The organism is Flagellimonas algicida (assembly GCF_049629585.1).
In the GTDB taxonomy this organism is placed as follows: Bacteria; Bacteroidota; Bacteroidia; order Flavobacteriales; family Flavobacteriaceae; genus Flagellimonas.
Genome location: NZ_JBMYIX010000003.1, coordinates 70,676 through 92,457, shown reverse-complemented (window position 1 = coordinate 92,457; position 21,782 = coordinate 70,676). Strand labels below are relative to the sequence as shown.

At 45.8% G+C, this 21,782-nt stretch carries 15 protein-coding genes; 7 read left to right on the top strand and 8 right to left on the bottom strand.

Annotation, left to right across the window (positions count from 1 at the left end; all coding sequences use genetic code 11):
• Positions 1 to 193 precede the first annotated feature (193 nt).
• From hutH to hutG, 4 genes are all read left to right on the top strand, one after another.
• The gene (gene hutH / locus ACPD8L_RS14200; protein ID WP_423943979.1) at positions 194 to 1,771 is read left to right on the top strand and encodes a histidine ammonia-lyase; all 1,578 of its coding nucleotides are present in this window, start codon (positions 194 to 196) and stop codon (positions 1,769 to 1,771) included.
• Position 1,772: 1 nt separating this feature from the next.
• The gene (hutI, locus tag ACPD8L_RS14195) at positions 1,773 to 3,002 is read left to right on the top strand and encodes an imidazolonepropionase (protein ID WP_423943977.1); all 1,230 of its coding nucleotides are present in this window, start codon (positions 1,773 to 1,775) and stop codon (positions 3,000 to 3,002) included.
• Between the two features lie 108 nt (positions 3,003 to 3,110).
• The gene (locus tag ACPD8L_RS14190) at positions 3,111 to 5,120 is read left to right on the top strand and encodes a urocanate hydratase (protein ID WP_423943974.1); all 2,010 of its coding nucleotides are present in this window, start codon (positions 3,111 to 3,113) and stop codon (positions 5,118 to 5,120) included.
• A gap of 4 nt (positions 5,121 to 5,124) precedes the next feature.
• Entirely contained in the window at positions 5,125 to 6,096 is a 972-nt protein-coding gene (hutG, locus tag ACPD8L_RS14185; RefSeq protein ID WP_423943972.1) for a formimidoylglutamase, read from the top strand.
• Positions 6,097 to 6,673: 577 nt separating this feature from the next.
• Here hutG and ACPD8L_RS14180 read toward each other — a convergent pair.
• Positions 6,674 to 7,123: a LexA family protein gene (locus ACPD8L_RS14180; protein WP_116217093.1), complete on the bottom strand. Its 450-nt coding sequence runs from the start codon at positions 7,121 to 7,123 to the stop codon at positions 6,674 to 6,676.
• The gene (locus tag ACPD8L_RS14175; RefSeq protein ID WP_423943970.1) at positions 7,120 to 8,379 is read right to left on the bottom strand and encodes a Y-family DNA polymerase; all 1,260 of its coding nucleotides are present in this window, start codon (positions 8,377 to 8,379) and stop codon (positions 7,120 to 7,122) included. Before ACPD8L_RS14175 ends, ACPD8L_RS14180 begins: the two co-directional genes overlap by 4 nt.
• Positions 8,380 to 8,427: 48 nt before the next feature.
• Here ACPD8L_RS14175 and ACPD8L_RS14170 point away from each other — a divergent pair, with 48 nt between their 5' ends.
• Entirely contained in the window at positions 8,428 to 8,796 is a 369-nt protein-coding gene (locus ACPD8L_RS14170) for a DUF7009 family protein (protein ID WP_421810765.1), read from the top strand.
• A gap of 5 nt (positions 8,797 to 8,801) precedes the next feature.
• The gene (locus ACPD8L_RS14165) at positions 8,802 to 11,099 is read left to right on the top strand and encodes an FdhF/YdeP family oxidoreductase (RefSeq protein ID WP_423943968.1); all 2,298 of its coding nucleotides are present in this window, start codon (positions 8,802 to 8,804) and stop codon (positions 11,097 to 11,099) included.
• Between the two features lie 6 nt (positions 11,100 to 11,105).
• Here ACPD8L_RS14165 and ACPD8L_RS14160 read toward each other — a convergent pair whose 3' ends face one another.
• From ACPD8L_RS14160 to ACPD8L_RS14135, 6 genes are all read right to left on the bottom strand, one after another.
• Complete coding sequence (locus tag ACPD8L_RS14160; RefSeq protein WP_421810763.1) at positions 11,106 to 12,284, bottom strand: acyl-CoA dehydrogenase family protein; 1,179 nt, start codon at positions 12,282 to 12,284, stop codon at positions 11,106 to 11,108.
• 50 nt (positions 12,285 to 12,334) lie between these two features.
• The gene (locus ACPD8L_RS14155) at positions 12,335 to 13,054 is read right to left on the bottom strand and encodes a tRNA1(Val) (adenine(37)-N6)-methyltransferase (protein WP_421810762.1); all 720 of its coding nucleotides are present in this window, start codon (positions 13,052 to 13,054) and stop codon (positions 12,335 to 12,337) included.
• Complete coding sequence (locus ACPD8L_RS14150; protein ID WP_421810761.1) at positions 13,047 to 14,477, bottom strand: sulfatase family protein; 1,431 nt, start codon at positions 14,475 to 14,477, stop codon at positions 13,047 to 13,049. The genes ACPD8L_RS14155 and ACPD8L_RS14150 overlap by 8 nt, the downstream gene beginning before the upstream one ends.
• Positions 14,478 to 14,524: 47 nt before the next feature.
• Complete coding sequence (gene rimM / locus ACPD8L_RS14145) at positions 14,525 to 15,055, bottom strand: ribosome maturation factor RimM (RefSeq protein WP_421810760.1); 531 nt, start codon at positions 15,053 to 15,055, stop codon at positions 14,525 to 14,527.
• A gap of 11 nt (positions 15,056 to 15,066) precedes the next feature.
• Positions 15,067 to 15,636, bottom strand: coding sequence for a 30S ribosomal protein S16 (locus ACPD8L_RS14140; protein WP_421810759.1), 570 nt, complete (start codon positions 15,634 to 15,636; stop codon positions 15,067 to 15,069).
• A gap of 117 nt (positions 15,637 to 15,753) precedes the next feature.
• Positions 15,754 to 17,178: a sulfatase family protein gene (locus tag ACPD8L_RS14135; RefSeq protein WP_423943965.1), complete on the bottom strand. Its 1,425-nt coding sequence runs from the start codon at positions 17,176 to 17,178 to the stop codon at positions 15,754 to 15,756.
• Positions 17,179 to 17,332: 154 nt separating this feature from the next.
• Between ACPD8L_RS14135 and dnaE the strand changes: the two genes are divergently transcribed.
• Positions 17,333 to 21,718, top strand: coding sequence for a DNA polymerase III subunit alpha (gene dnaE, locus ACPD8L_RS14130; RefSeq protein WP_423943962.1), 4,386 nt, complete (start codon positions 17,333 to 17,335; stop codon positions 21,716 to 21,718).
• The last annotated feature ends 64 nt before the right edge of the window (positions 21,719 to 21,782 follow it).

Sequence of the window (21,782 nt, the reverse complement as noted above, 5' to 3'; positions counted from 1 at the left end):
TATTGGTAATTATTAAACCTAATCTGTAAATTTGATTGACAGTAATCAATATTCATTCGCTGTCACTTCGAGCGCAGTCGAGAAGTAATTGAACCCACTGCCCTAAAAATAAGGTCTCGACTGCGCTCGACCTGACACCTTTTTATCAATAGGATTGATTACGAATAATCAGTTAGTGAATTAATTCAAAAGCATGACGATAGACCAAACATTTCAATTTGGCGAGGACCATTTAACTGCAAGCATAGCTTTGGGTTTGGCCAAAGGTTCCATCAAAGGCATTTTCTCTGATGAATGTCTGAAAAATGTAAATGCCAGTTACCAGCGGGTGCAGCGTATCGTGGAAAAGGGCGATACGGTATATGGCATCAACACGGGTTTTGGGCCTTTATGCAATACCAAGATATCCAAAGCCGACACTAAAATCCTTCAATCCAATATACTGCAAAGTCATAGTGTGGGTGTGGGAGACCCCATTTCCACCGAATTGGCTAAAATCATGCTGATTCTTAAAATCCATGCTTTGGCCAAAGGCTATTCAGGCATTGCCGAAACCACCCTGCAACGCATGCTATGGCATTTGGAAAACGATGCCATTCCCGTAGTTCCCTCTCAAGGTTCGGTTGGGGCTTCAGGGGATTTGGCTCCCCTCTCCCATCTATTCCTCCCACTGATTGGTTTAGGTAAGGTGGAATACCAAGAAAAGACCATCCCAACCCAGGAACTTTTTAAGCAAACTGGATTACAACCATTGGAATTAGGCCCAAAAGAAGGGCTTGCATTGATCAATGGAACCCAATTTATTGCCGCCCATGGAGTGATGGTCGTTCACAAACTACAACATTGTTTACGCCATGCCGATATTATCGGCGCCATGATGCTCGAAGGATTACAAGGCTCCATGAAACCATTTTTCAAAGAGTTGCATGAATTACGTCCTTTTAAAGGCAACCAACATGTGGCAGGTAGAATCAGAACATTGCTCCAAGGTTCAGAAATTTTGGAAGACCATATTGATTGTGAACGGGTGCAGGACCCCTACTCCCTCCGCTGTATGCCCCAAGTGCATGGTGCCTCACGCAATGCTTGGCTTCATTTGAAAGAGCTTTTGGAAATCGAACTCAACTCAGTGACCGATAACCCTGTCATTATCAATGATGAACTTACCATCAGCGGTGGTAATTTCCACGGACAGCCTTTGGCCATGGCTTTAGATTATGCCGCTTTGGCCGCTTCGGAAATTGGAAATATTTCTGACCGACGCATCTATCTTGCATTGGAAGGCAACAGCCCTGGAGTTCCCAAATTGTTGATGCACGATACGGGTATCAATTCAGGCTATATGATTTTGCAGTACACTTCCGCTGCCTTGGCCAGTGAGAACAAAAGCTTGTGTTTCCCTGCAAGTGCCGATAGCATTCCCACCTCATTGGGGCAGGAAGACCATGTGAGCATGGGTTCCATCAGCGGTAGAAAGGCACTCAATATCATTAACAACGTAGAGAAAATCCTTGCCATCGAATTACTGACCTCAGCTCAGGCATTTGAGTACAGAAAACCTTTAAAATCGGGTGTTCTGTTGGACGAAATCCATACTTTCCTGAGAACCAAGGTTGCTTTTGCCAAGAACGACCGCGTTTTTGCGGATGACATCGAAAAAGGAATCGAAATCATTCAAAATCGAGAGATCATTGATTTGGTGGAATCGGTCATGAAAGAAAAAGAACTGACTTGGGATGCACCCCATCTTGATGAATTTGAAACATACTAGCATGAACAAACCACTCTTAATAGGACCCTTTGCCCAATTGCTACCCATGACGGGACTTCCTTTAAAGGGAGCGCTCAAAGATGAGCAACTACCCATCATTGAAAATGGAGGAATTCTGGTTTCCGAAGGAAAAATTCTCAAAGTAGGCGTTTTTGAGGATTTAAAATCCAATGATGTCGACATTCACCATATTGAAGGAGACCATGTTTGTCTACCCGGATTTGTGGACTCCCATACCCATATTTGTTTTGGAGGCAGTCGGGCCCGCGACTATGCTTACAGAAATGCTGGAAAAACCTATTTGGAAATTGCCAAAGCCGGTGGCGGCATCTGGGATACGGTGACCCAAACCCGAAAAGCATCACAGGCAGAGTTAGTGAAAAACATCATTTCCAGAAGTAAAAAGCACCTCAAAAATGGCGTCACCACCATCGAGGTAAAAAGTGGTTACGGGCTTTCGGTTAATGAAGAACTAAAAATGCTACGCGCCATCAAACAGGCGAATGAAACTTCAAATGCGACGTTAGTCCCTACCTGTTTAGCGGCCCATATGAAACCTAAAGATTGGCATCAAGAGAAGGATTATTTGGATGTTATCATAAACGAATTGTTTCCCATCATCAAAGCAGAAAACCTAGCCAATCGCGTGGATGCCTTTGTAGAGGAAAGCGCTTTTTCTCCAGAAGAAATCAAACCCTATTTTCAAAAAGCAAAGGAAATGGGATTCGATATCACTGTACATGCCGACCAATTTACCACAGGAGGCAGTCAAGTAGCCGTAGATTTTGATGCCGTGAGTGCCGACCATTTGGAAGCCAGCACCGAAAAGGAAATTCAATTGTTGGCCAAGAGTAATACCATTGCCACAGCTTTGCCGGGAGCATCTCTCGGTTTGGGATGCGCTTACACCCCTGCCCGCAAAATTTTGGATACTGGCGGTGCTTTGTCCATTGCCAGTGACCACAATCCAGGATCAGCTCCCATGGGCGACCTGTTGACCCAAGCCAGTATTTTGGGAACTTTTGAGAAGCTATCTAACACCGAAGTACTTTCTGGAATCACCTTTAGAGCGGCCGCGGCATTACGAATGGCAGACCGAGGAAAACTGGAAACCGGTGCACTAGCAGATTTTGTGGTTTTCCCAACCGATAATTATCAAGAAATTACCTATCACCAAGGGCAATTAAAACCAAGTGCCGTATGGAAAAAAGGAATTAACGTTTGCAAATAACTTTGTCATTCCTCACGGTTGCTGAACGTAGTCGAAGCTAGATGCGGAATCCACTACCCTATTTTGGATTCCTGCTTTCGCAGGAATGACAAATCATTCTTTAAACCAATGAAAAAAGATCATTTCAAATCACAAATTCTTCAAGGAATCCCTTCGGAATTACCTGTCACCAAAACCTATCCAAAAAATGGTAATCCAGCTCCAAAACGGAAAGACATTCTTTCCAAAGAAGAGAAAAAACTGGCCGTGCAGAATGCACTGCGATATTTTCCTGAGGCTTGGCATAAAGAGCTGGCTCTAGAATTTGCCGAGGAGTTAAAAACCTATGGTCGTATTTATATGCATCGGTTCAAGCCCAATTATGAAATGTATGCACGACCTATTTCGGATTACCCAGCGAAAACGCATCAGGCAGCAGCCATTATGCTCATGATCCAGAATAATTTGGACCCTGCCGTGGCACAACATCCTCAGGAACTCATCACTTATGGAGGAAATGGAGCAGTGTTCCAAAATTGGGCACAATATCTGCTCACAATGAAATATTTGGCGGAAATGACCGAGGAACAGACCTTGCACATGTATTCGGGTCATCCGATGGGACTTTTTCCATCTTCTAAAGAAGCGCCAAAAGTGGTAGTTACTAACGGAATGATGATTCCCAACTATTCTCAACCCGATGATTGGGAGAAATACAACGCGCTTGGCGTCACCCAATACGGGCAAATGACCGCAGGCTCCTATATGTACATCGGGCCACAAGGTATTGTCCACGGAACGGCCATCACGGTCATGAATGCCTTTAGGAAAGTCTTGCGGAAAAATGAATCCCCCGAAGGCAAGATTTTCTTGACCGCTGGACTTGGAGGGATGAGTGGCGCTCAACCCAAGGCCGGAAATATTGCAGGCGGTATCACTATTTGTGCAGAGGTCAACACCGAAGCGGCCAAAAAACGCCACGACCAAGGTTGGGTTGATGAGTTGTTGGTGGATTTAGATCTATTGGTGGTTCGCACAAAGGAAGCTGTTGAAAACAAAGAAGTGGTTTCCTTGGCTTACATCGGTAATGTGGTAGATGTTTGGGAGCGGTTTTACGAAGAGAACATTTTTGTGCACTTGGGGTCAGACCAAACCTCCTTGCACAATCCTTGGGCAGGTGGTTACTATCCTGTTGGACTTTCTTTTGAAGCATCCAACGCCATGATGGTAGAACATCCAGAGGTTTTCAAGGAAAAAGTGCAGGAATCACTTCGACGACAAATCAATGCCATCAACAAACACACCGCCAAAGGCACCTACTTTTTTGATTATGGCAATGCCTTTTTATTGGAAGTTTCCCGAGCGGGTGGTGATGTGATGGCCGAAAACCATATCGATTTCAGGTATCCGTCCTACGTGCAGGATATTTTGGGACCCATGTGTTTCGACTACGGATTTGGGCCATTCCGATGGGTTTGTACCTCGGGCAATCCAAAGGATCTTCAAAAAACGGATGCCATTGCCCTTGAGGTGATGAAAAAGATAAAATCCGAAGCTCCCGAAGAAATACAACAACAAATGCAGGACAACATCAAATGGATCTCGGAAGCGGAACAGAACCAATTGGTAGTGGGTTCACAAGCGCGAATCCTTTATGCCGATGCCGAGGGCCGAAGCAAGATTGCCGATGCTTTCAACACAGCAATTGCCAAGGGAGAAATAAGTGCCCCCGTGGTTTTGGGACGTGATCATCACGATGTAAGCGGAACCGATTCTCCTTTTCGGGAGACGAGCAATATTTACGACGGTAGCAAGTTTACCGCCGATATGGCCATTCAAAATGTGATTGGCGATAGTTTTAGGGGAGCCACTTGGGTTTCCATCCATAATGGCGGTGGTGTAGGTTGGGGCGAAGTGATCAATGGAGGATTTGGCATGGTACTCGATGGTTCCAAAGAAGCTTCGAACCGATTGAAGAAAATGCTGTTCTTTGATGTCAACAATGGGATTTCCCGCAGAAGTTGGGGCAGAAACAAAGAAGCCCGCTTTGCCATTGAACGAGAAATGGAACGCACCCCGGATTTAACAGTAACTTTGCCCTATCTTGTAGAGACTGATATATTGGACGACCTTTTTTAATGTGATGAAACACTATACTCCCCCGAAAAAAGACCTTTGGACAGGAAGAATTTCCAATAAGTGGTTATACCTACATGAAAAAGTGCATTGTACGCCCTTGGAAGAACTACCGGAAGCCCAGAAAAAAACGATTGCGCTTTTGGGCTATGCCTGTGATGAAGGAGTCCGTCGTAATCAAGGTAGGGTTGGCGCAGCGGATGGCCCGGACACCATTAAAAGTAGTTTTGGGAAAATGCCCAATCATCTGGCCAGTCATGTATTATTGCAGGATGTAGGCTCCATTACCTGCACCCATAGCGATATGGAGTCTGCCCAGGAACAACTTGCTGAAGCAGTTACTACTCTTTTGGAGAAAAAACAGTTTCCCATCGTTTTGGGAGGTGGGCATGATATGGCCTACGGCCACTACAAGGGTATCAAAACCTATTTGGACAGCAAAAAAGAAGGACAGACCATTGGCATCATTAATTTTGATGCACATTTTGATTTGCGGAAAAATTCGGAGCAAAGCAATTCGGGAACGCCTTTTTACCAGATTGCCAAGGGTTGCCAAAAGGAGGCCATCGATTTTAACTATCTCTGTTTGGGTATTCGAAAAGATGCAAATGACCGTATTCTATTTGAAACCGCCCGTGACCTTAAAGCCAATTATATTCTTATTGACACCTTCCAAATCCCATTTTTGGAGGAAATCACCACATGGATCAATGCCTTTGCGAAAAATGTGGACCACATTTATGTAACCATCGATTTGGACGGATTTTCATCGGCCTACGCGCCAGGGGTAAGTGCCGCTTCTCCCATGGGCTTTACCCCCCACATTGTTTTGGAATGTTTGAAAACGATCATAGGTTCTGGAAAGCTGATCAGCTTGGACATTGCCGAGATGAATCCCAAGTATGATATTGATGGACAGACGGCAAAATTGGCTGCTTCCTTGATGCATTATGTGGCGCATAGTGTTTCGGGCAGTTGATTGGTTTGTGTCAGGTCGAGCGCAGTCGAGACCCTTATTTAAATGAATATCTGGTTAGAGATTTCTCACGCTCCCTTAGCTCCCTCGCATGCTCGGGACAGGGGTTCGAAATGACACTATCATAAAAAGAGAATTAACCTGTCATTTCGAGATGAGGAGCACAGCGACGATTGAGAAATCCAATTGTCATTCAGAACTAAGCAAAGAATCTTCATCAAGGGTAGTGGTTCGACACGAATTGCACAAACTTCCATTAACCGTTTATCCTCTGTGGGACAAGCGAAGTTGATACCGCAGACAATAAGACCTCTCGACTGCGCTCGAGGTGACACACTATTACTTAAATTCATAAGGTGAAGATTCCGACCTACTTCGGAATTTGTTCAACCATCAATCTTGAATTACAATCAAAATCGGGTTTCACAAACAAAAAAAGCCTTCCAAACGGAAAGCCTTTCATTGGCAAGCATCGGTCTGATGCTTCAACCTGATTCCAATCGTCGCGACTGGAATCCAACACAACGGGACAAAGATAGCAAAGGTTTTCGATTAATGGGATTGGAGACGATTTTTTTCATCAAACCGCCTTTATAACGTAAGTCACTATCCCCCATATCAACAAGTCGCTATCCTTGGATACCTTGATAGGCTTATACGCATTGTTTTCCGGCATCAGTGTGATGGAATCCTTTTCCATCAGCAATCGTTTTACGGTGAATTCCCCTTCCAAAAAACAAACTGCTATTTTTCCGTTTTCCGCTTCCAAGCTTCTGTCAATGATCAATAAATCACCATCATCGAGCCCTGCCCCGGTCATGGATTGCCCACTGACCCTTGCATAAAACGTGGCTTCCTTGTTTTTGACCAAGGTCTTGTCCAGACTGATCCGTTTCTGCTTGAAGTCCTCGGCCGGGGATGGAAACCCTGCGGAGACGGTATTTCTAGAAATGGGAATACCCAAACTTAGCTCATCATCTGGGGTAAAAAACGTGAGCGAATTGGTTTCTTGAGGTTTTTTTGAGGTCATTTTACTACAATGATGTCATTGATGTCCGTTGTATATCTTGGGGAAAGATGCTCTTGGCGCATTTTCCAGGTCCGTTTTAAATCTTGATTGGCTATTTTCATTTTATAGTCCCCATACCTATCATTCATGTTGTCCATCACCTCCATGATTTTATGGTGTTTTGGATTTTCTGATGAAAACAGGTCCAACTGACGCTCGTTGGTGGGAATCAGACCAGATACGATTACCCCTGCCCTTTTGTACTTGATCCCGGCTTTGAAAATGGTATCCACCGCCTTAACCGCATAACGACTTATGGTAAGGCTGGAATCCGTAGCGTAGGGCAAGGTTATAATGGCCGTACCCCTGTCTTGGGGCTCATCCTGCTTATGTCGGTCACTTCTTAAAATGACCACAATATGGTTACAACTGCTCTCTTGGGCCCGTAGTTTTTCGGCGCAACTGCTGGCAAAGGTGGAAATCCGCTCCCGAATATCCTCGATATCGGAATAGGTCCGTTCAAAACTTCGCGTGGTGGCAATTGCTTTTTTGTCCCGGGCATCATTTTCCAAATCCAAGGTAGGTATGCCCTCCAAGTCTTTTTTCAACCGCAACCCAACAATGGCCATTTGCTTTCTCACCCACTCATCGGGCAACTGGGTAAAATCAAAGGCATTCTTTACGTTTCGGGTCTGAAGTCGTTTTAAGTTTCCGTGGCCAATACCCCAAACCGTCTCTATTTTTGACCATTTGAGTGCTTTTATTCGCCCCTCTTCGGATTGGATCACAAAAACTCCTCCGGTCCGGGATTTTAATTTTTTGGCAATCTTGTTGGCCACCTTGGCCAGTGCCTTGGTCGGTGCTATGCCTATACTGATCGGGATTCCTGTGCTTTTTTGCACCTTGTATTGCATCTCCCTTCCATATGCCTCAAAATCATAGTCCTGGAATCCATCAAACTTTAAAAAGGCCTCATCAATGCTATATACTTCCATGTCCGGGGTAAACGTTCCCAAAATATTCATCACCCGGGTACTCATATCGCCGTACAAAGGATAGTTTGACGAGAATACCTTTATCCCGTTTTCTTCACAGAACTTCCTGTACTTGAATGCCGGGGCCGCCATGGGGAGGCCCAATTTCTTGGCCTCATCGCTACGCGAGATAAAGCAACCGTCATTATTGGAGAGAATGGCCACAGGGATGTTATTGAACTGAGGCTGAAAGGCCCGCTCACATGACGCATAGAAGTTATTGCAATCCACCAACGCAAACATGCCTCAAAGTACTCGATTTTTGCTAAATTACCTAGTAAATCAACTTCAATGAAAATTAGGATACGAGGCAATTCGGTACGTTTTAGACTGACCCAGAGCGAAGTAAAACAGCTTTGTGAAAAAGGTTTTTTTATGGAGACCACCTCTTTCGGGGAAAATGTATTCGGCTATGCCGTACAACTCAGTAAAACTGAACCGACCCTCTCGTCTTCGTATGAAAACAACCGGATTACCCTAAATGTTTCTGAACAGCTGGCAAAAAACTGGGATTTGGATGAACGTGTTGGCTTTGAACACACTCTTACCACCAAGAACGGGACGGAACTCCTCCTCCTCCTCGAGAAGGATTTTACCTGTCTGGACAATACCCTGGAAGACCAATCGGACAATTATCCCAACCCCAAACTGCAACATTGAGCCCCATGGAAAAAGAATTTGAACGAAATATTTCCCTCACGGGCGATATCCAATTTACCGGATTGCGCCTTAAGGAACCTATGCATACCGCCGCTGGTTTTTTAGGGGTAAAAGAAGCTTTGAGACACAGTTTCAAGGAAATGGGCATTGTACGATCCATGAAGGCCTTGCTCGAAATGAACCAAGAAGATGGTTTTCGGTGTCCCAGTTGCGCTTGGCCGGTTCCTGAACACCCCTCCAAGATTGCGGAGTATTGCGAAAACGGGGCAAAGGCCTTGGCCGACGAAGCCACCCATGAACATATAGGTGCCGAGTTTTTCAGCAAACATTCCGTGGAGGAGCTGTCCCAACTCAGTGATTATGAACTCAACAAATTGGGTCGGATCATAGAGCCCATGGTCCTTAAACCGGAAAAAGTACATTATGAGCCCATTGCATGGCAAGAGGCTTTTGATTTACTATCTAATGAACTCCATCAGTTAAACGACCCCAATGAGGCCATTTTTTATACCTCTGGACGATCCAGTAATGAAGCCGCCTATTTGTACGGCATGTTTGCCCGCGCTTTGGGCACCAACAACATGCCCGATTGTTCCAATATGTGCCATGAGTCATCCGGTGTGGCACTGTCCGATACCCTCGGCATTGGAAAAGGTTCGGTAACCTTGGATGATCTCTATGGCGCCGAAGTTATTTTGGTCGTGGGCCAAAACCCGGGGACCAATCACCCCAGAATGCTCTCTGCCCTTGAAAAATGCAAAAAGAATGGGGGAAAAGTCATTAGCATCAACCCTTTGGCGGAAACAGGACTGGTAAACTTTAAAAATCCGCAAAACGTTTCGGATATGTTGGGCAGTGGGCAGCCCATTGCGGACCTACACCTTCCTGTTCGCATCAATGAGGACATTGCACTCGCCAAACTGATCTTGAAGAAATTGGTGTCCCTCGACGCCAAAAATAGTACTGTTCTGAACCATGAGTTCATTGTGGAATATGTGGATGGCTATGATGAACTGCTCAAAGATTTGGAGCACTTCGATTACGAAACACTTCAGCGGAGAACTGGGGTTTCCATGCGAAAAATTGACAAGACCGTTCGGTTATTGGCCGAAAACTCCAAAATTGTAATCTGTTGGGCCATGGGCATCACCCAACATAAAAATGCCGTGGAATGCATCCAGGAATATGTGAACATTTTACTGCTGAAAGGAGCCATCGGGAAACCATTTGCGGGCACTTGTCCTGTTCGGGGACATAGCAATGTACAAGGGGACCGCTCAGTGGGCATCCATCACTTTGTCAATGAAGGATTGAACAATAGGATTCGGAAGCATCTCGGTTTTGAGCCTCCGACCCAAAGAGGGTATGATGTTGTAGAGGCCATCCATGCCATGCACGAAAACAAGGCCAAGGTCTTTGTCTGTCTGGGCGGGAATTTTGCAATGGCCGCTTCGGATACGGCATACACGGCCAAAGCGCTTCAGAATTGTAGTTTAACGGTACAGATCAGCACCAAGCTCAACCGCAGTCATTTGATCACGGGCAAAACTGCGCTGTTGCTTCCCACTTTTGGTCGCTCTGAGAAGGATGAGAAGAACGGCTCCCTTCAATTTCTGACCATGGAAAGCAGCACGGGAAAAGTCCGCCAAAGCAAAGGTTTGTTGAAACCGGCTTCGGAGCATATCAAAAGTGAACCGGAAATCATCGCATTGATGGCCCACACCTATTTTAAAGGGAAACATACGATGGACTGGGAGGCTTTGGGAGCGGATTACGACCTCATCCGAAGTTTAATCGATAAAACCGTAAAGGGATTTAAAAACACCAGTGAACAATCCAAAGGGTTTGGGTATTACCTGCCCAACAATGTACGGGAACGGGACTTTAGAATGCTGCCCAACGGCATGGCACAGCTTACCATCAATACATTGCCGGACCATGGTCTACAAATGAATGAATTCTTGCTGATGACCATTCGGTCCCATGACCAGTTCAACACCACCATTTATGGATTGAACGATCGCTATCGAGGTGTTCACAATGAGCGTCGCGTGGTGTTCATGAACCAAGATGATCTGGAACAGCATCAACTGAAAAAACTGGATATTGTGAATCTACATAGCGAGTATGATGGTATCCAACGGACCGCAGAACAATTTTTGGTCATTCCTTATGAAATTCCCAAAGGGAACATGGCCGCTTATTTTCCAGAAACCAATCTGCTGGTACCCCACAACCATTTTGCGGACAAGAGCCAAACCCCTATCAGCAAATCCATCAAGGTAACGGTTGAAAAAATATAGTGTCGATTATTTAAATGCAGGAATTCCGGTAATATCAGCCCCAGTGATCAACAAATGGATGTCATGGGTACCTTCGTAGGTAATCACACTTTCCAGATTCATCATGTGGCGCATGATGCTATATTCCCCAGTGATTCCCATTCCACCCAGAACCTGTCTCGCCTCGCGGGCAATCTTTAGGGCCATGTCCACATTATTACGTTTGGCCATAGAAATTTGGGCCGTGGTGGCACGTCCTTCATTTTTTAATTGCCCCAAACGAAAGGCCAACAACTGGGCCTTGGTGATCTCGGTGATCATTTCGGCCAATTTCTTTTGCTGTAGTTGATAGGCGGCTATGGGTTTTCCAAATTGGATGCGCTCCTTGGCATATCGCAAGGCTGTATCATAGCAATCCATGGCAGCTCCGATGGCTCCCCAGGCAATACCATATCGAGCGGAATCCAAACAGCCCAACGGCGCACCCAACCCACTCTTACCGGGCAACAGGTTTTCTTTGGGCACCTTTACATTGTCAAAAATAAGTTCCCCCGTAGCTGAAGCGCGAAGCGACCATTTGTTATGGGTTTCCGGGGTGGAAAAACCTTCCATGCCCCTTTCCACGATCAAACCATGGATACGACCTTCTTCATTCTTGGCCCAAACTACGGCAACATCGGCAAAGGGAGAATTGGAAATCCATAATTTTGCTCCGTTCAACAGGTAATGGTCTCCCATATCCTTGAACTTGGTTTCCATCCCACCAGGATTGGATCCGTGATTGGGCTCTGTTAACCCAAAACACCCCATCCACTCCCCTGTGGCCAACTTGGGCAAATATTTCTTGCGCTGTTCTTCGGAACCGTAGGCAAAAATGGGATACATGACCAAGGAAGACTGTACCGAAGCTGTGGAACGCACCCCGCTATCCCCCCGTTCAATCTCCTGCATGATCAAACCATAGCTGATCTGATCTAGTCCCGCACCTCCATATTCTTCTGGAATGTACGGACCAAAAGCACCTATTTCGGCCAGACCTTTGACAATCTGTTTGGGAAACTCTGCCTTTTGGGCGTATTCCTCTATGATGGGGGAGATATCCCGTTTTACCCATTGGCGGGCAGCATCCCTTACCAGCTTATGCTCTTCGGAAAGAAGATCGTCAAGATTATAATAATCCGGTGCTTCAAATAAATCAGGCTTCATTCGGAAAAAATTTATCTAAAAGTTATGCCGAAATTTAACAATTTAATCTATCACTGTTGCATTTTTAAATAAAATGATTTGGTCAAATCCGTATACTGCTCGGTGTATTGGTGCCGTTCAGTCTCTATGATGAGCTCATCCACTGAAGTGTTCGCTTCTGAGCGTCCAAATTCCAACAAACTCCTCTTGAAATTTGCTTTTGGGTTTCCCTTCACCCTAGTAATTCTCTTGATGAACAATCCAGATGTCTTGGCCAAGGACACAAAATCTTCTTCTTCCTTAAAAGGAACAATGACCGAAAAAACACCCGTATCGGAAAGAAGTTTTGCCGCTCCCTCAATAAGTTCATCAAAGGGCAATGAGCTATTTTGTCGGGCTTGATCCCTTGAAGCATCCCCACTGGACACATTCTCCGAATAGAACGGCGGATTGGAAACGATCAAATCATATCGATCATCAATCTCATCCACAAATTCATCCAATCCGGCATGGTAACAGAACAGCCGGTCTGACCATGGAGAGGCCTCGAAATTGGCAACACATTGTTCGTAAGCGTCTTCATCCAACTCAATGGCATCAATAAGTTCGGCAGGGGAGCGTTGCGCCATCTGTAAGGCAATCAATCCCGTACCTGCACCAATATCCAAGATGGAATCGGGTTGGTGCTCCAAAGAGGTCCATGCCCCCAACAAAACCCCATCCGTACCCACTTTCATGGCACAGCGGTCTTGGTGTACCGTGAATTGCTTGAATTGAAAAGGCTTACTCATCCACTCTGCCCGGCTCCCGGGTTTCAGAACCTTCCAGTTCCATGAGGGAATCCCCTAATCGTTGCCTCATTGTGTTGGCCCGCGCCTTTATCTCGGCCACAATCTCGGGATGGGCTTCGGCCACATTGTTGGTCTCACTGACATCGTTGACCACATCATAGAGTTCAATTTCCTCCATATCAACGTATCGGTAGTTTCCTGGCTGTCCATCTTTTCCAGGTTCTTGACCATCCATGGTCCGGTAACGATGTGGGAAATACATTTTCCATTTCCCATAGCGCACCCCGAACATTTCGTTTACCCGATAGTAGAAAAAGTAGGCATCTTGCACGGGCTGCGTGCGCTCTCCCGTTAAAATAGGCCATGCATTTTTACCATCGATCACTTGCTCCGGCAATTTGGATCCGGTGACATGGGCAATGGTAGGCAGTATATCTATGGCCATCATGGGTACATCCACTGTTCTCCCTGGCTTGAGCTTTTTAGGGTATTTCATAATAAATGGCTCGCGCTGTCCACCTTCCCAGGCAGTACCCTTTCCTTCACGAAGGGGAAGGGCACTTCCCGCATGGTTTCCATAGGAAAGCCAAGGTCCATTGTCCGAGGTAAAGATGACCATGGTATCCTCTTCAAGCCCATTGTCCTTAAGCGCTTGTATGATCTGACCCACAGACCAGTCAATCTCCATGATCACATCACCATACAAACCTCTTTCCGACTTGCCTTTAAACTTATCCGAAACGAACAGTGGAACGTGGGGTTGTGGATGTGGTACATATAAAAAGAAGGGCTTATCCTTGTTTCTCTTGATAAAATCCACACTTCGCTCTGTAATCTGTGTAGTCAATCGGGATTGCTCCACCAAGGTGTCGATAACGGTCTCGTTTTCGTAGAGTGGGAGGTCCGGAAAATTAAAAATAGGTCCCTGTTGGGGATGATAGGGCCACATATCATTGGAATATGGAATTCCGAACCACTCATCGAACCCGTGTCGAGTGGGCAAAAACTTTTTGTGGTGTCCCAAGTGCCATTTTCCATAAATGGCCGTTGCATATCCCTTCTCCTTCAACATTTCGGCCAAGGTGGTCTCAGTTTCATTGATGCCGTGGGTGTTATCGGGCCCCAAAGCATTATGGATGCCAATCCGATTGGGATAACAACCGGTTAAAATTCCAGCTCTGGAAGCTGAGCATACGGCTTGGGCCGCATAATAATGGGTCATTTTAACCCCATCTGCCGCCATCTGATCCAGATTGGGAGTTTTTATATTGGGCGAACCAAAGACACCAACATCTTGGTAGCCTTGATCGTCCGTAAAAATCAACACTATATTGGGCGAACGCTCTTCCTCCTTGACGGGAGCCTTCTTTTCCCCACAAGAAATCAGTCCTAAAACAAGAAATACAAAGAAATATCGAAACATATCGTAAAATAAAAGGTTGCCCTAAATATAGGTGAAAACCACAAATCTTACGAATCCATATACAATTCCACGAGACCTTCCGGTGTTCTTACATGGATTTCCCTCTTCTCCCGATCTACTTTCTTTATGATGTCATCGGTGATGGGAATCAAGAGTTCCTTCCCATCCTTTTCAGCTTCAAACAGTTCCTGCGAAGCGCTATCGTTTATAGAGACTATGGTCCCAATATTTCCATGGACCTCATCCATCAATGCAAACCCAATGACTTCATGGAAATAAAACTTATTTCCGGTAAGGGGCGGGAGCATTTCCAAGGGGAGATACAATTCCGAACCTATGATCTTATCCGCGGTGGCCTCATCCTTGACTTCTTCAAAATCGATGCGGAGCAGGTTGGATTTGTGCAATCGGCAACGGTCAATAAAAAATGGAATCAGATTGTTTCCCAATGAAACAAAAACTGATTCCATGTTTTCGTAGATTTCAGGTTCATCGGTGTCCAATTTGACCAACACCTCACCTTTAAAACTATATTTTGAAACGACTTTGCCCAGGTAGAAGCAATCTTCCTTGCGCATCGCCTTCTCTTCTATTCTTCTTCTTTGGCAGCTTCCTCAGCGGCAGGAGCCTCCTCAGCAGGAGCTTCAGCGGCAACTTCTTCTGTAGCGGCCTCAGCAGTTTCCTCGGTAACTTCCTCAACTACTTCCTCTTCTGGCAAAGCGGCAGCGGCTCTTTTCTCGTTGACTTCCTTCTCAGCTTCCAAAGCTTTTGCCCTTGCTTCAGCCTCAGCCTTGCTCAATCCATCTTTTTTGGCTTGGATAGCACCTTCTTTTTCTTCCAACCAAGCTTTGAATTTCTCCTCAACTTGCTCTTCGGTCAAAGCGCCTTTGCGAACACCGCCCAAGAGGTGGTGCTTCAACAAAACTCCTTTGTAAGAAAGAATGGCTCTGGCAGTATCGGTAGGCTGTGCACCATTTTGCAACCATTTTACAGATCCGTCAATATCCAAATCGATGCTGGCAGGATTGGTATTAGGGTTGTAGGTACCCAATTTTTCCAAAAATTTACCGTCTCTTTTTGCTCTGGAATCTGCGGCAACCACCCAATAAAATGGTTTACCTTTTTTACCGTGTCTCTGAAGTCTAATTTTAACTGGCATATCACATTAATTTGTAGGGTGCCCGACCCTTGTTATTAATTCTTTTTAATCGCTTGTCTCTTAAGCGGGTGCAAATATACTTGATTTCTTTTAATGCACAATGTTTGCGCAAACTTTCTATTCCCTTTCAGCCAATTGATCCTCGCCCCTTACCAATTTTGTTTGATGCTCTTGGACCACAGTATTGATTTGCTGGATGATGGAGTCATTTCCTTCAGCAATATTGAATTGTTCAGCCGCATCATGATTCAGATTAAAGAGCAAGGGTATTGCATGTTCTGTTCGCTCTCCAAATTGCCCATAGGCACCCTGGGTAATAAAATGCGCTTTGTAATCTCCTAATCGGGCCGCGTACAGATCAGTACCCCGATAGTATAAAACACTTTTTCTAGGGCTTGGATTTTTATTTAACAAGGTTCCACTCAAATCTACGCCATCCATGATGCGGTCTTTTGGAATATCCACCCCGGCCATCTTGCTAAACGTGGTAAAGAGGTCCATGGTCGACCCCAAATCCGTGACCAATCCCGGCTTGATGTACCCTGGTCCCCAAAAAATGGTGGGTTCCCGCATTCCACCTTCCCATGTGGTACCTTTACCCGCTTTCAACAACCCGGCACTACCCCCATTGGTTTTAAAAGGTAGCCAAGGACCGTTATCAGAGGTGAAGACCACGATGGTATTTTCAGCCAACCCTTCCAATTCAAGGGCCTTCAAAATTTTTCCGACACCGTCATCAATCTCTTCGACCACATCGCCATACAATCCACGCTTACTCTTGCCCATCGCTTCTTTGGAAGCGAACAAGGGGATATGCGGTAAATTATGCGCTAAATACACAAAAAATGGCTTGTCTTTATTCTCTTTGATATAAGAAATGGTCTCTTCCGCATATCGTTTGGTAATAGTGTTTTGATTGGCAGGTCTTTCTATGATTTCTGTCCCGCGCAGCAAAGGCACGTTAAAGTGTTCGGTTTTGATGTCCTCATTCTTCTGATTCCAATAACCTCCTTTCGGATAGTCCACTACCCGGTCCATATCATTGGAATAGGGAATCCCAAAATAATAATCGAACCCATTGTTGGTGGGCAGGTATTGTTCTTTATGCCCAAGATGCCATTTTCCGATACATGCAGTGGCATACCCCACCTTCTTTAGTTGCTCGGCCAAAGTGATCTCGCTACTGGGCAACCCATTCTTTGAATCCGGGAAGAGCACACGATGTTTGTTACTGGCCATACCGCTTCTAACAGGGAGTCTACCCGTAAGCAAAGCTGCCCTGCTGGGGGTACAAACACTGGCCCCCACATAAAAATTGGTCCATTTTTGCCCCTCAAACGCCATTTGATCCAAATGGGGCGTATGGATGGTCGGGTTTCCATATACGCTTAAATCCCCATACCCTAGATCATCAGCAAAAATAATGATGAAATTTGGAGGACGTTCTGGGCTTTCTTGGGCATTCCCACTAAAAAAGCTTCCCAAAAAGATACAGTAAAAAACAAAGAGTATTGGCTGCGATAACTTAGTGCATGTTTTCATTCAAACGGACTTTATTCCTTAAATATAGGGAATGCCCAGTATAAAACGTGAGACCCAAAGATCAGTTGATAAATCCTAAAAACTACATTTTATAAAACCTCCATGTTTGTATATTTTTAGACATTGATTTTTCCACTCCGAAAACGGCGAGCACATGTACCTAATATTTGATACCGAAACCACAGGATTACCCAAGCGCTGGGACGCCCCCATAACCGATACGGACAATTGGCCAAGGTGTGTACAGATTGCGTGGCAGCTGCACGATGAAATGGGCAATGTGGTGGAGCATCAAGATTTTTTGGTGCAACCCGACGGGTTCAACATCCCCTATGAATCTGAGCAAATCCATGGCATCTCCACGGCTTTGGCGGAACAAGAAGGAGAATCATTGGACCATGTGTTGGATGCTTTCAAAAAAGCTTTGGAACGCACCAAGTTTGTTGTGGGGCAAAACGTAGGTTTCGATGTCAATATCATGGGGTGTGAATTCCATCGAAAAGGGATGGACAGCCTCTTGACCGAACTACCCGTTCTGGACACCTGTACGGAGCATACCGCAGAACTCTGTAAAATTCCTGGGGGCCGCGGGGGTAAATTCAAGCTGCCCACCCTCACCGAGCTTCACGAATTTCTTTTTGGGGAACCTTTTGCCGAGGCCCACAATGCCACCGCCGACGTTGAAGCCACTACGCGATGCTTCTTGGAGCTGGTTCGAAAAAAACAGTTCACTGCCCAGGAACTGGATGTTCAACCCGACTATTTTGAACATTTTTCCGAGGCCAATCCGCAGGAAATCCAACTGATTGGATTAAAGCACATCAACCTAAAAGCGGCATCCAAAAAAATTGCTGATGCCCTTTGGGCACAAGATACCGGGGACATTTCCGAAGCGGAAATCCAAGAGAACATAGAAACCTTGGAAGATGCCCCTTTTGTGCATCTTCACAACCACTCCCAATTTTCGGTCCTCCAATCCACCATCAACATAAAAGATTTGGTAAAGGCCACTTCCAACAATGGTATGCCGGCCGTTGCCTTGACGGACCATGCCAATATGATGGGCGCCTTTCACTTTGTGAAAGAAATCATGGCCCACAATAAAGGCGTCAAGGAACGAAATGCCGAACTGGAGGAAAAAGGAGAGCCTGTCACCGAAAAGGAAATCACTCCGATTGTGGGATGCGAATTTTACGTTTGTGAAGACCACACCAATAAAAATGTAAAGGACTACGGCTATCAAATTGTGCTATTGGCCAAAAACAAGGCAGGTTACCAAAATCTGGCCAAAATGTCCTCCATTGCCTACACCAATGGGTTTTATTATGTACCCCGTATCGACAAAAAGGTTGTTGAACAGTACAAAGAAAATGTCATTGCCCTCACCGGAAACCTTTATGGTGAGGTGCCCAACAAAATATTGAACGTTGGTGAGAAGCAAGCCGAAGAAGCCCTGTTGTGGTGGAAGGAACAGTTTGGCGATGACCTCTACATAGAAATGATGCGCCATGGACAGGAAGATGAAGACCGGGTGAACCAGGTCTTGGTGCAGATGGCGAAAGACCATGATGTAAAGCTGGTGGCCACCAACAATACCTATTATTGTGATAAAAAAGATGCCGAAGCACACGATATCCTCCTCTGCGTAAAGGATGGGGAAAAACAGGCCACACCCATAGGACGAGGTCGGGGGTACCGTTACGGATTGCCCAATCAAGAATACTACTTCAAGTCTTCCGATGAGATGAAGGAGCTCTTCAAGGATATTCCTGAAGCCATCCTCAACATCAAGGAAATCGTGGACAAAATAACCCCATATGACCTGGCGAGTGACATCCTTCTCCCCAAGTTTGAGATTCCAGAGGAATTCAAGGTCGAGGAAGATGAGGCAGATGGTGGAAAACGGGGCGAGAATGCCTATTTAAGGCATATCACCTATGAAGGGGCCAAAAAACGATATGGGGAAATCACCCCTGAAATCTCGGAACGTATCGATTTTGAGTTGGCCACCATAGAAAATTCAGGATATCCGGGGTATTTTCTTATCGTGGAAGACTTTATCCGCGAAGCTCGGAACATGGGGGTTTCCGTTGGACCGGGAAGGGGTTCGGCAGCAGGCTCGGTTGTGGCCTACTGCTTGACCATCACCAACATTGACCCCATCAAGTACGACCTGCTTTTTGAGCGTTTCTTGAATCCGGACAGGGTATCCATGCCCGATATTGATATTGATTTTGATGATGAGGGCCGTGGAAGGGTCATGGATTATGTGATCAACAAGTATGGGGCCAATCAGGTAGCACAGATCATCACCTATGGTACCATGGCGGCCAAATCCTCCATCAGGGATACGGCAAGGGTCTTGGATTTACCCTTGAATGATGCCGACCGCATTGCCAAGCTTATCCCCAACATGTCCAAATTGGGTAAAATATTTGGGGTTGATGAGGCCGATTTACGCAAAAAGTTCCGATCCGATGAACTGGAAAAGGTCCATGAATTACTGAACATCTCTGAAGGGGATGATTTGGAAGGACAAACTGTGAACATGGCCCGGGTTCTCGAAGGATCTTTGCGAAACACCGGGATCCACGCTTGTGGTGTTATTATCACTCCGGACGACATTACCAACTTTGTTCCCGTATCCGTCGCTAAAGATTCCGATCTGTACGTCACCCAATTTGACAACTCCGTGGTGGAAAGTGCCGGACTCCTAAAGATGGACTTCTTGGGATTGAAGACACTGACACTCATCAAGGATACGGTGAAAATTGTAAAGGCACGGACCGGGTTGGATTTGATTCCCGATGATTTTCCGCTGGACGACGAAAAGACCTATGAACTTTTCCAACGCGGGGATACGGTAGGGATATTCCAATACGAATCACCCGGGATGCAAAAACACATGAAAAACCTGAAACCTACGGTTTTTGATGACCTTATCGCCATGAATGCCCTGTATCGTCCGGGGCCCATGGAATATATCCCCAGCTTTATTGCCCGTAAGCACGGTGACGAGGAAATCACCTATGACCTTCCCGAAATGGAGGAGTACCTACAGGAAACCTACGGTATCACCGTGTATCAAGAGCAGGTGATGTTGCTTTCCCAAAAGCTGGCCGGTTTCTCCAAAGGTGACGCAGATGTGCTGCGTAAAGCAATGGGAAAAAAGATTTTCGCCCTGCTACAAAAATTGAAACCCCAATTCTTGGACGGTGGTGAGAAAAATGGACACCCCCGCGATATTCTGGAAAAAATCTGGAAAGACTGGGAAGCATTTGCCTCCTACGCGTTCAACAAAAGTCACTCCACCTGCTACGCCTATATTGCCTATCAAACTGCCTATCTAAAGGCCCACTACCCTGCCGAATACATGGCCGCTGTACTGTCCAACAACATGAACGACATTAAGCAGGTGACCTTCTTTATGGAGGAATGTAAGCGCATGGGCTTGGAGGTTCTGGGGCCGGATGTCAACGAATCCTATTACAAGTTTGCCGTGAACAAGGACAATGCCGTGCGTTTTGGCATGGGAGCCATTAAAGGTGTGGGACGTTCCGCAGTGGAAACCATTGTGGAACAAAGAAAAGAAGGTGGCTCCTATAAATCCGTATTTGATTTGGCCAAGCGGGTCGATTTAAGGGCCGCCAATAAAAAAGCTTTTGAAAATCTGGCCTTGGCCGGTGGGTTTGATTCATTCGGGGATACCCACCGAGCACAATATTTCCATCATGAAGGGGACGAGGTCACCTTTTTGGAAAAAGCCGTCAAGTATGGGGCAAAATTCCAAGAAAATGAAAATTCTTCCCAAGTAAGTCTTTTTGGGGATGCCAGTGAGGTGCAGATTCCCGAACCCGTGGTACCGCCTTGCGAGGATTGGGGCACCATGGAAAAACTGCGTAGGGAAAAAGAAGTGGTGGGCATCTACATTTCTGGTCATCCTTTGGATGATTTTAAAAAGGAGATCACGGCTTTTTGCAATAGCAGCGTATCCGCATTTACCAGCTTGGAGGACTATGTAAATCGAGAACTCTCGGTCGCAGGAGTCATTACGGACGTGCAGCACCGCGTATCCAAGAACGGAAAGGGATGGGGTCTTTTTACCCTTGAGGACTACACCGATTCCCATGAATTTCGGATTTTTGGGGAAGAGTACCTCAAATTCCGCCATTTCTTAATGATCAACTCCTTTGTCTATATCAAAGCGTTTGTCCGTGAAGGATGGGTAAACCGGGAAACAGGCAAAAAAGGGGATCCCCGTTTGCAGTTCAATGATTTTAAACAATTGCAGGATGTCATGGATGCCTATGCCAGAAAACTTACCATAAAATTGGATATAGCCCGTTTGCAGGAAAACAGGATTCAGACCCTGAAAGACACTCTTCGTTCCCACCAGGGCGACCATCCCCTGAATTTTGTGGTCTATGAGATGCAGGATGAGATAAAGCTGAACCTATCCAGCAGAAAACAAAAGGTAAAGATCAACAGTGAACTTTTGGCCGCGTTGGAAGAAAATGACATCCATTACAAGTTAAATTAGCGCCATAGCTTAAGCTGATGGCACAATAATTAAAACGAATACTTTGACGGTAAGGATGATGCGC

Coding starts and splice junctions, on each gene's coding strand:
- hutH (WP_423943979.1), top strand. CDS start 194: ATGACGATAGACCAAACATTTCAATTTGGCGAGGACCATTTAACTGCA.
- hutI (WP_423943977.1), top strand. CDS start 1,773: ATGAACAAACCACTCTTAATAGGACCCTTTGCCCAATTGCTACCCATG.
- ACPD8L_RS14190 (WP_423943974.1), top strand. CDS start 3,111: ATGAAAAAAGATCATTTCAAATCACAAATTCTTCAAGGAATCCCTTCG.
- hutG (WP_423943972.1), top strand. CDS start 5,125: ATGAAACACTATACTCCCCCGAAAAAAGACCTTTGGACAGGAAGAATT.
- ACPD8L_RS14180 (WP_116217093.1), bottom strand. CDS start 7,123: ATGACCTCAAAAAAACCTCAAGAAACCAATTCGCTCACGTTTTTTACC.
- ACPD8L_RS14175 (WP_423943970.1), bottom strand. CDS start 8,379: ATGTTTGCGTTGGTGGATTGCAATAACTTCTATGCGTCATGTGAGCGG.
- ACPD8L_RS14170 (WP_421810765.1), top strand. CDS start 8,428: ATGAAAATTAGGATACGAGGCAATTCGGTACGTTTTAGACTGACCCAG.
- ACPD8L_RS14165 (WP_423943968.1), top strand. CDS start 8,802: ATGGAAAAAGAATTTGAACGAAATATTTCCCTCACGGGCGATATCCAA.
- ACPD8L_RS14160 (WP_421810763.1), bottom strand. CDS start 12,284: ATGAAGCCTGATTTATTTGAAGCACCGGATTATTATAATCTTGACGAT.
- ACPD8L_RS14155 (WP_421810762.1), bottom strand. CDS start 13,054: ATGAGTAAGCCTTTTCAATTCAAGCAATTCACGGTACACCAAGACCGC.
- ACPD8L_RS14150 (WP_421810761.1), bottom strand. CDS start 14,477: ATGTTTCGATATTTCTTTGTATTTCTTGTTTTAGGACTGATTTCTTGT.
- rimM (WP_421810760.1), bottom strand. CDS start 15,055: ATGCGCAAGGAAGATTGCTTCTACCTGGGCAAAGTCGTTTCAAAATAT.
- ACPD8L_RS14140 (WP_421810759.1), bottom strand. CDS start 15,636: ATGCCAGTTAAAATTAGACTTCAGAGACACGGTAAAAAAGGTAAACCA.
- ACPD8L_RS14135 (WP_423943965.1), bottom strand. CDS start 17,178: ATGAAAACATGCACTAAGTTATCGCAGCCAATACTCTTTGTTTTTTAC.
- dnaE (WP_423943962.1), top strand. CDS start 17,333: ATGTACCTAATATTTGATACCGAAACCACAGGATTACCCAAGCGCTGG.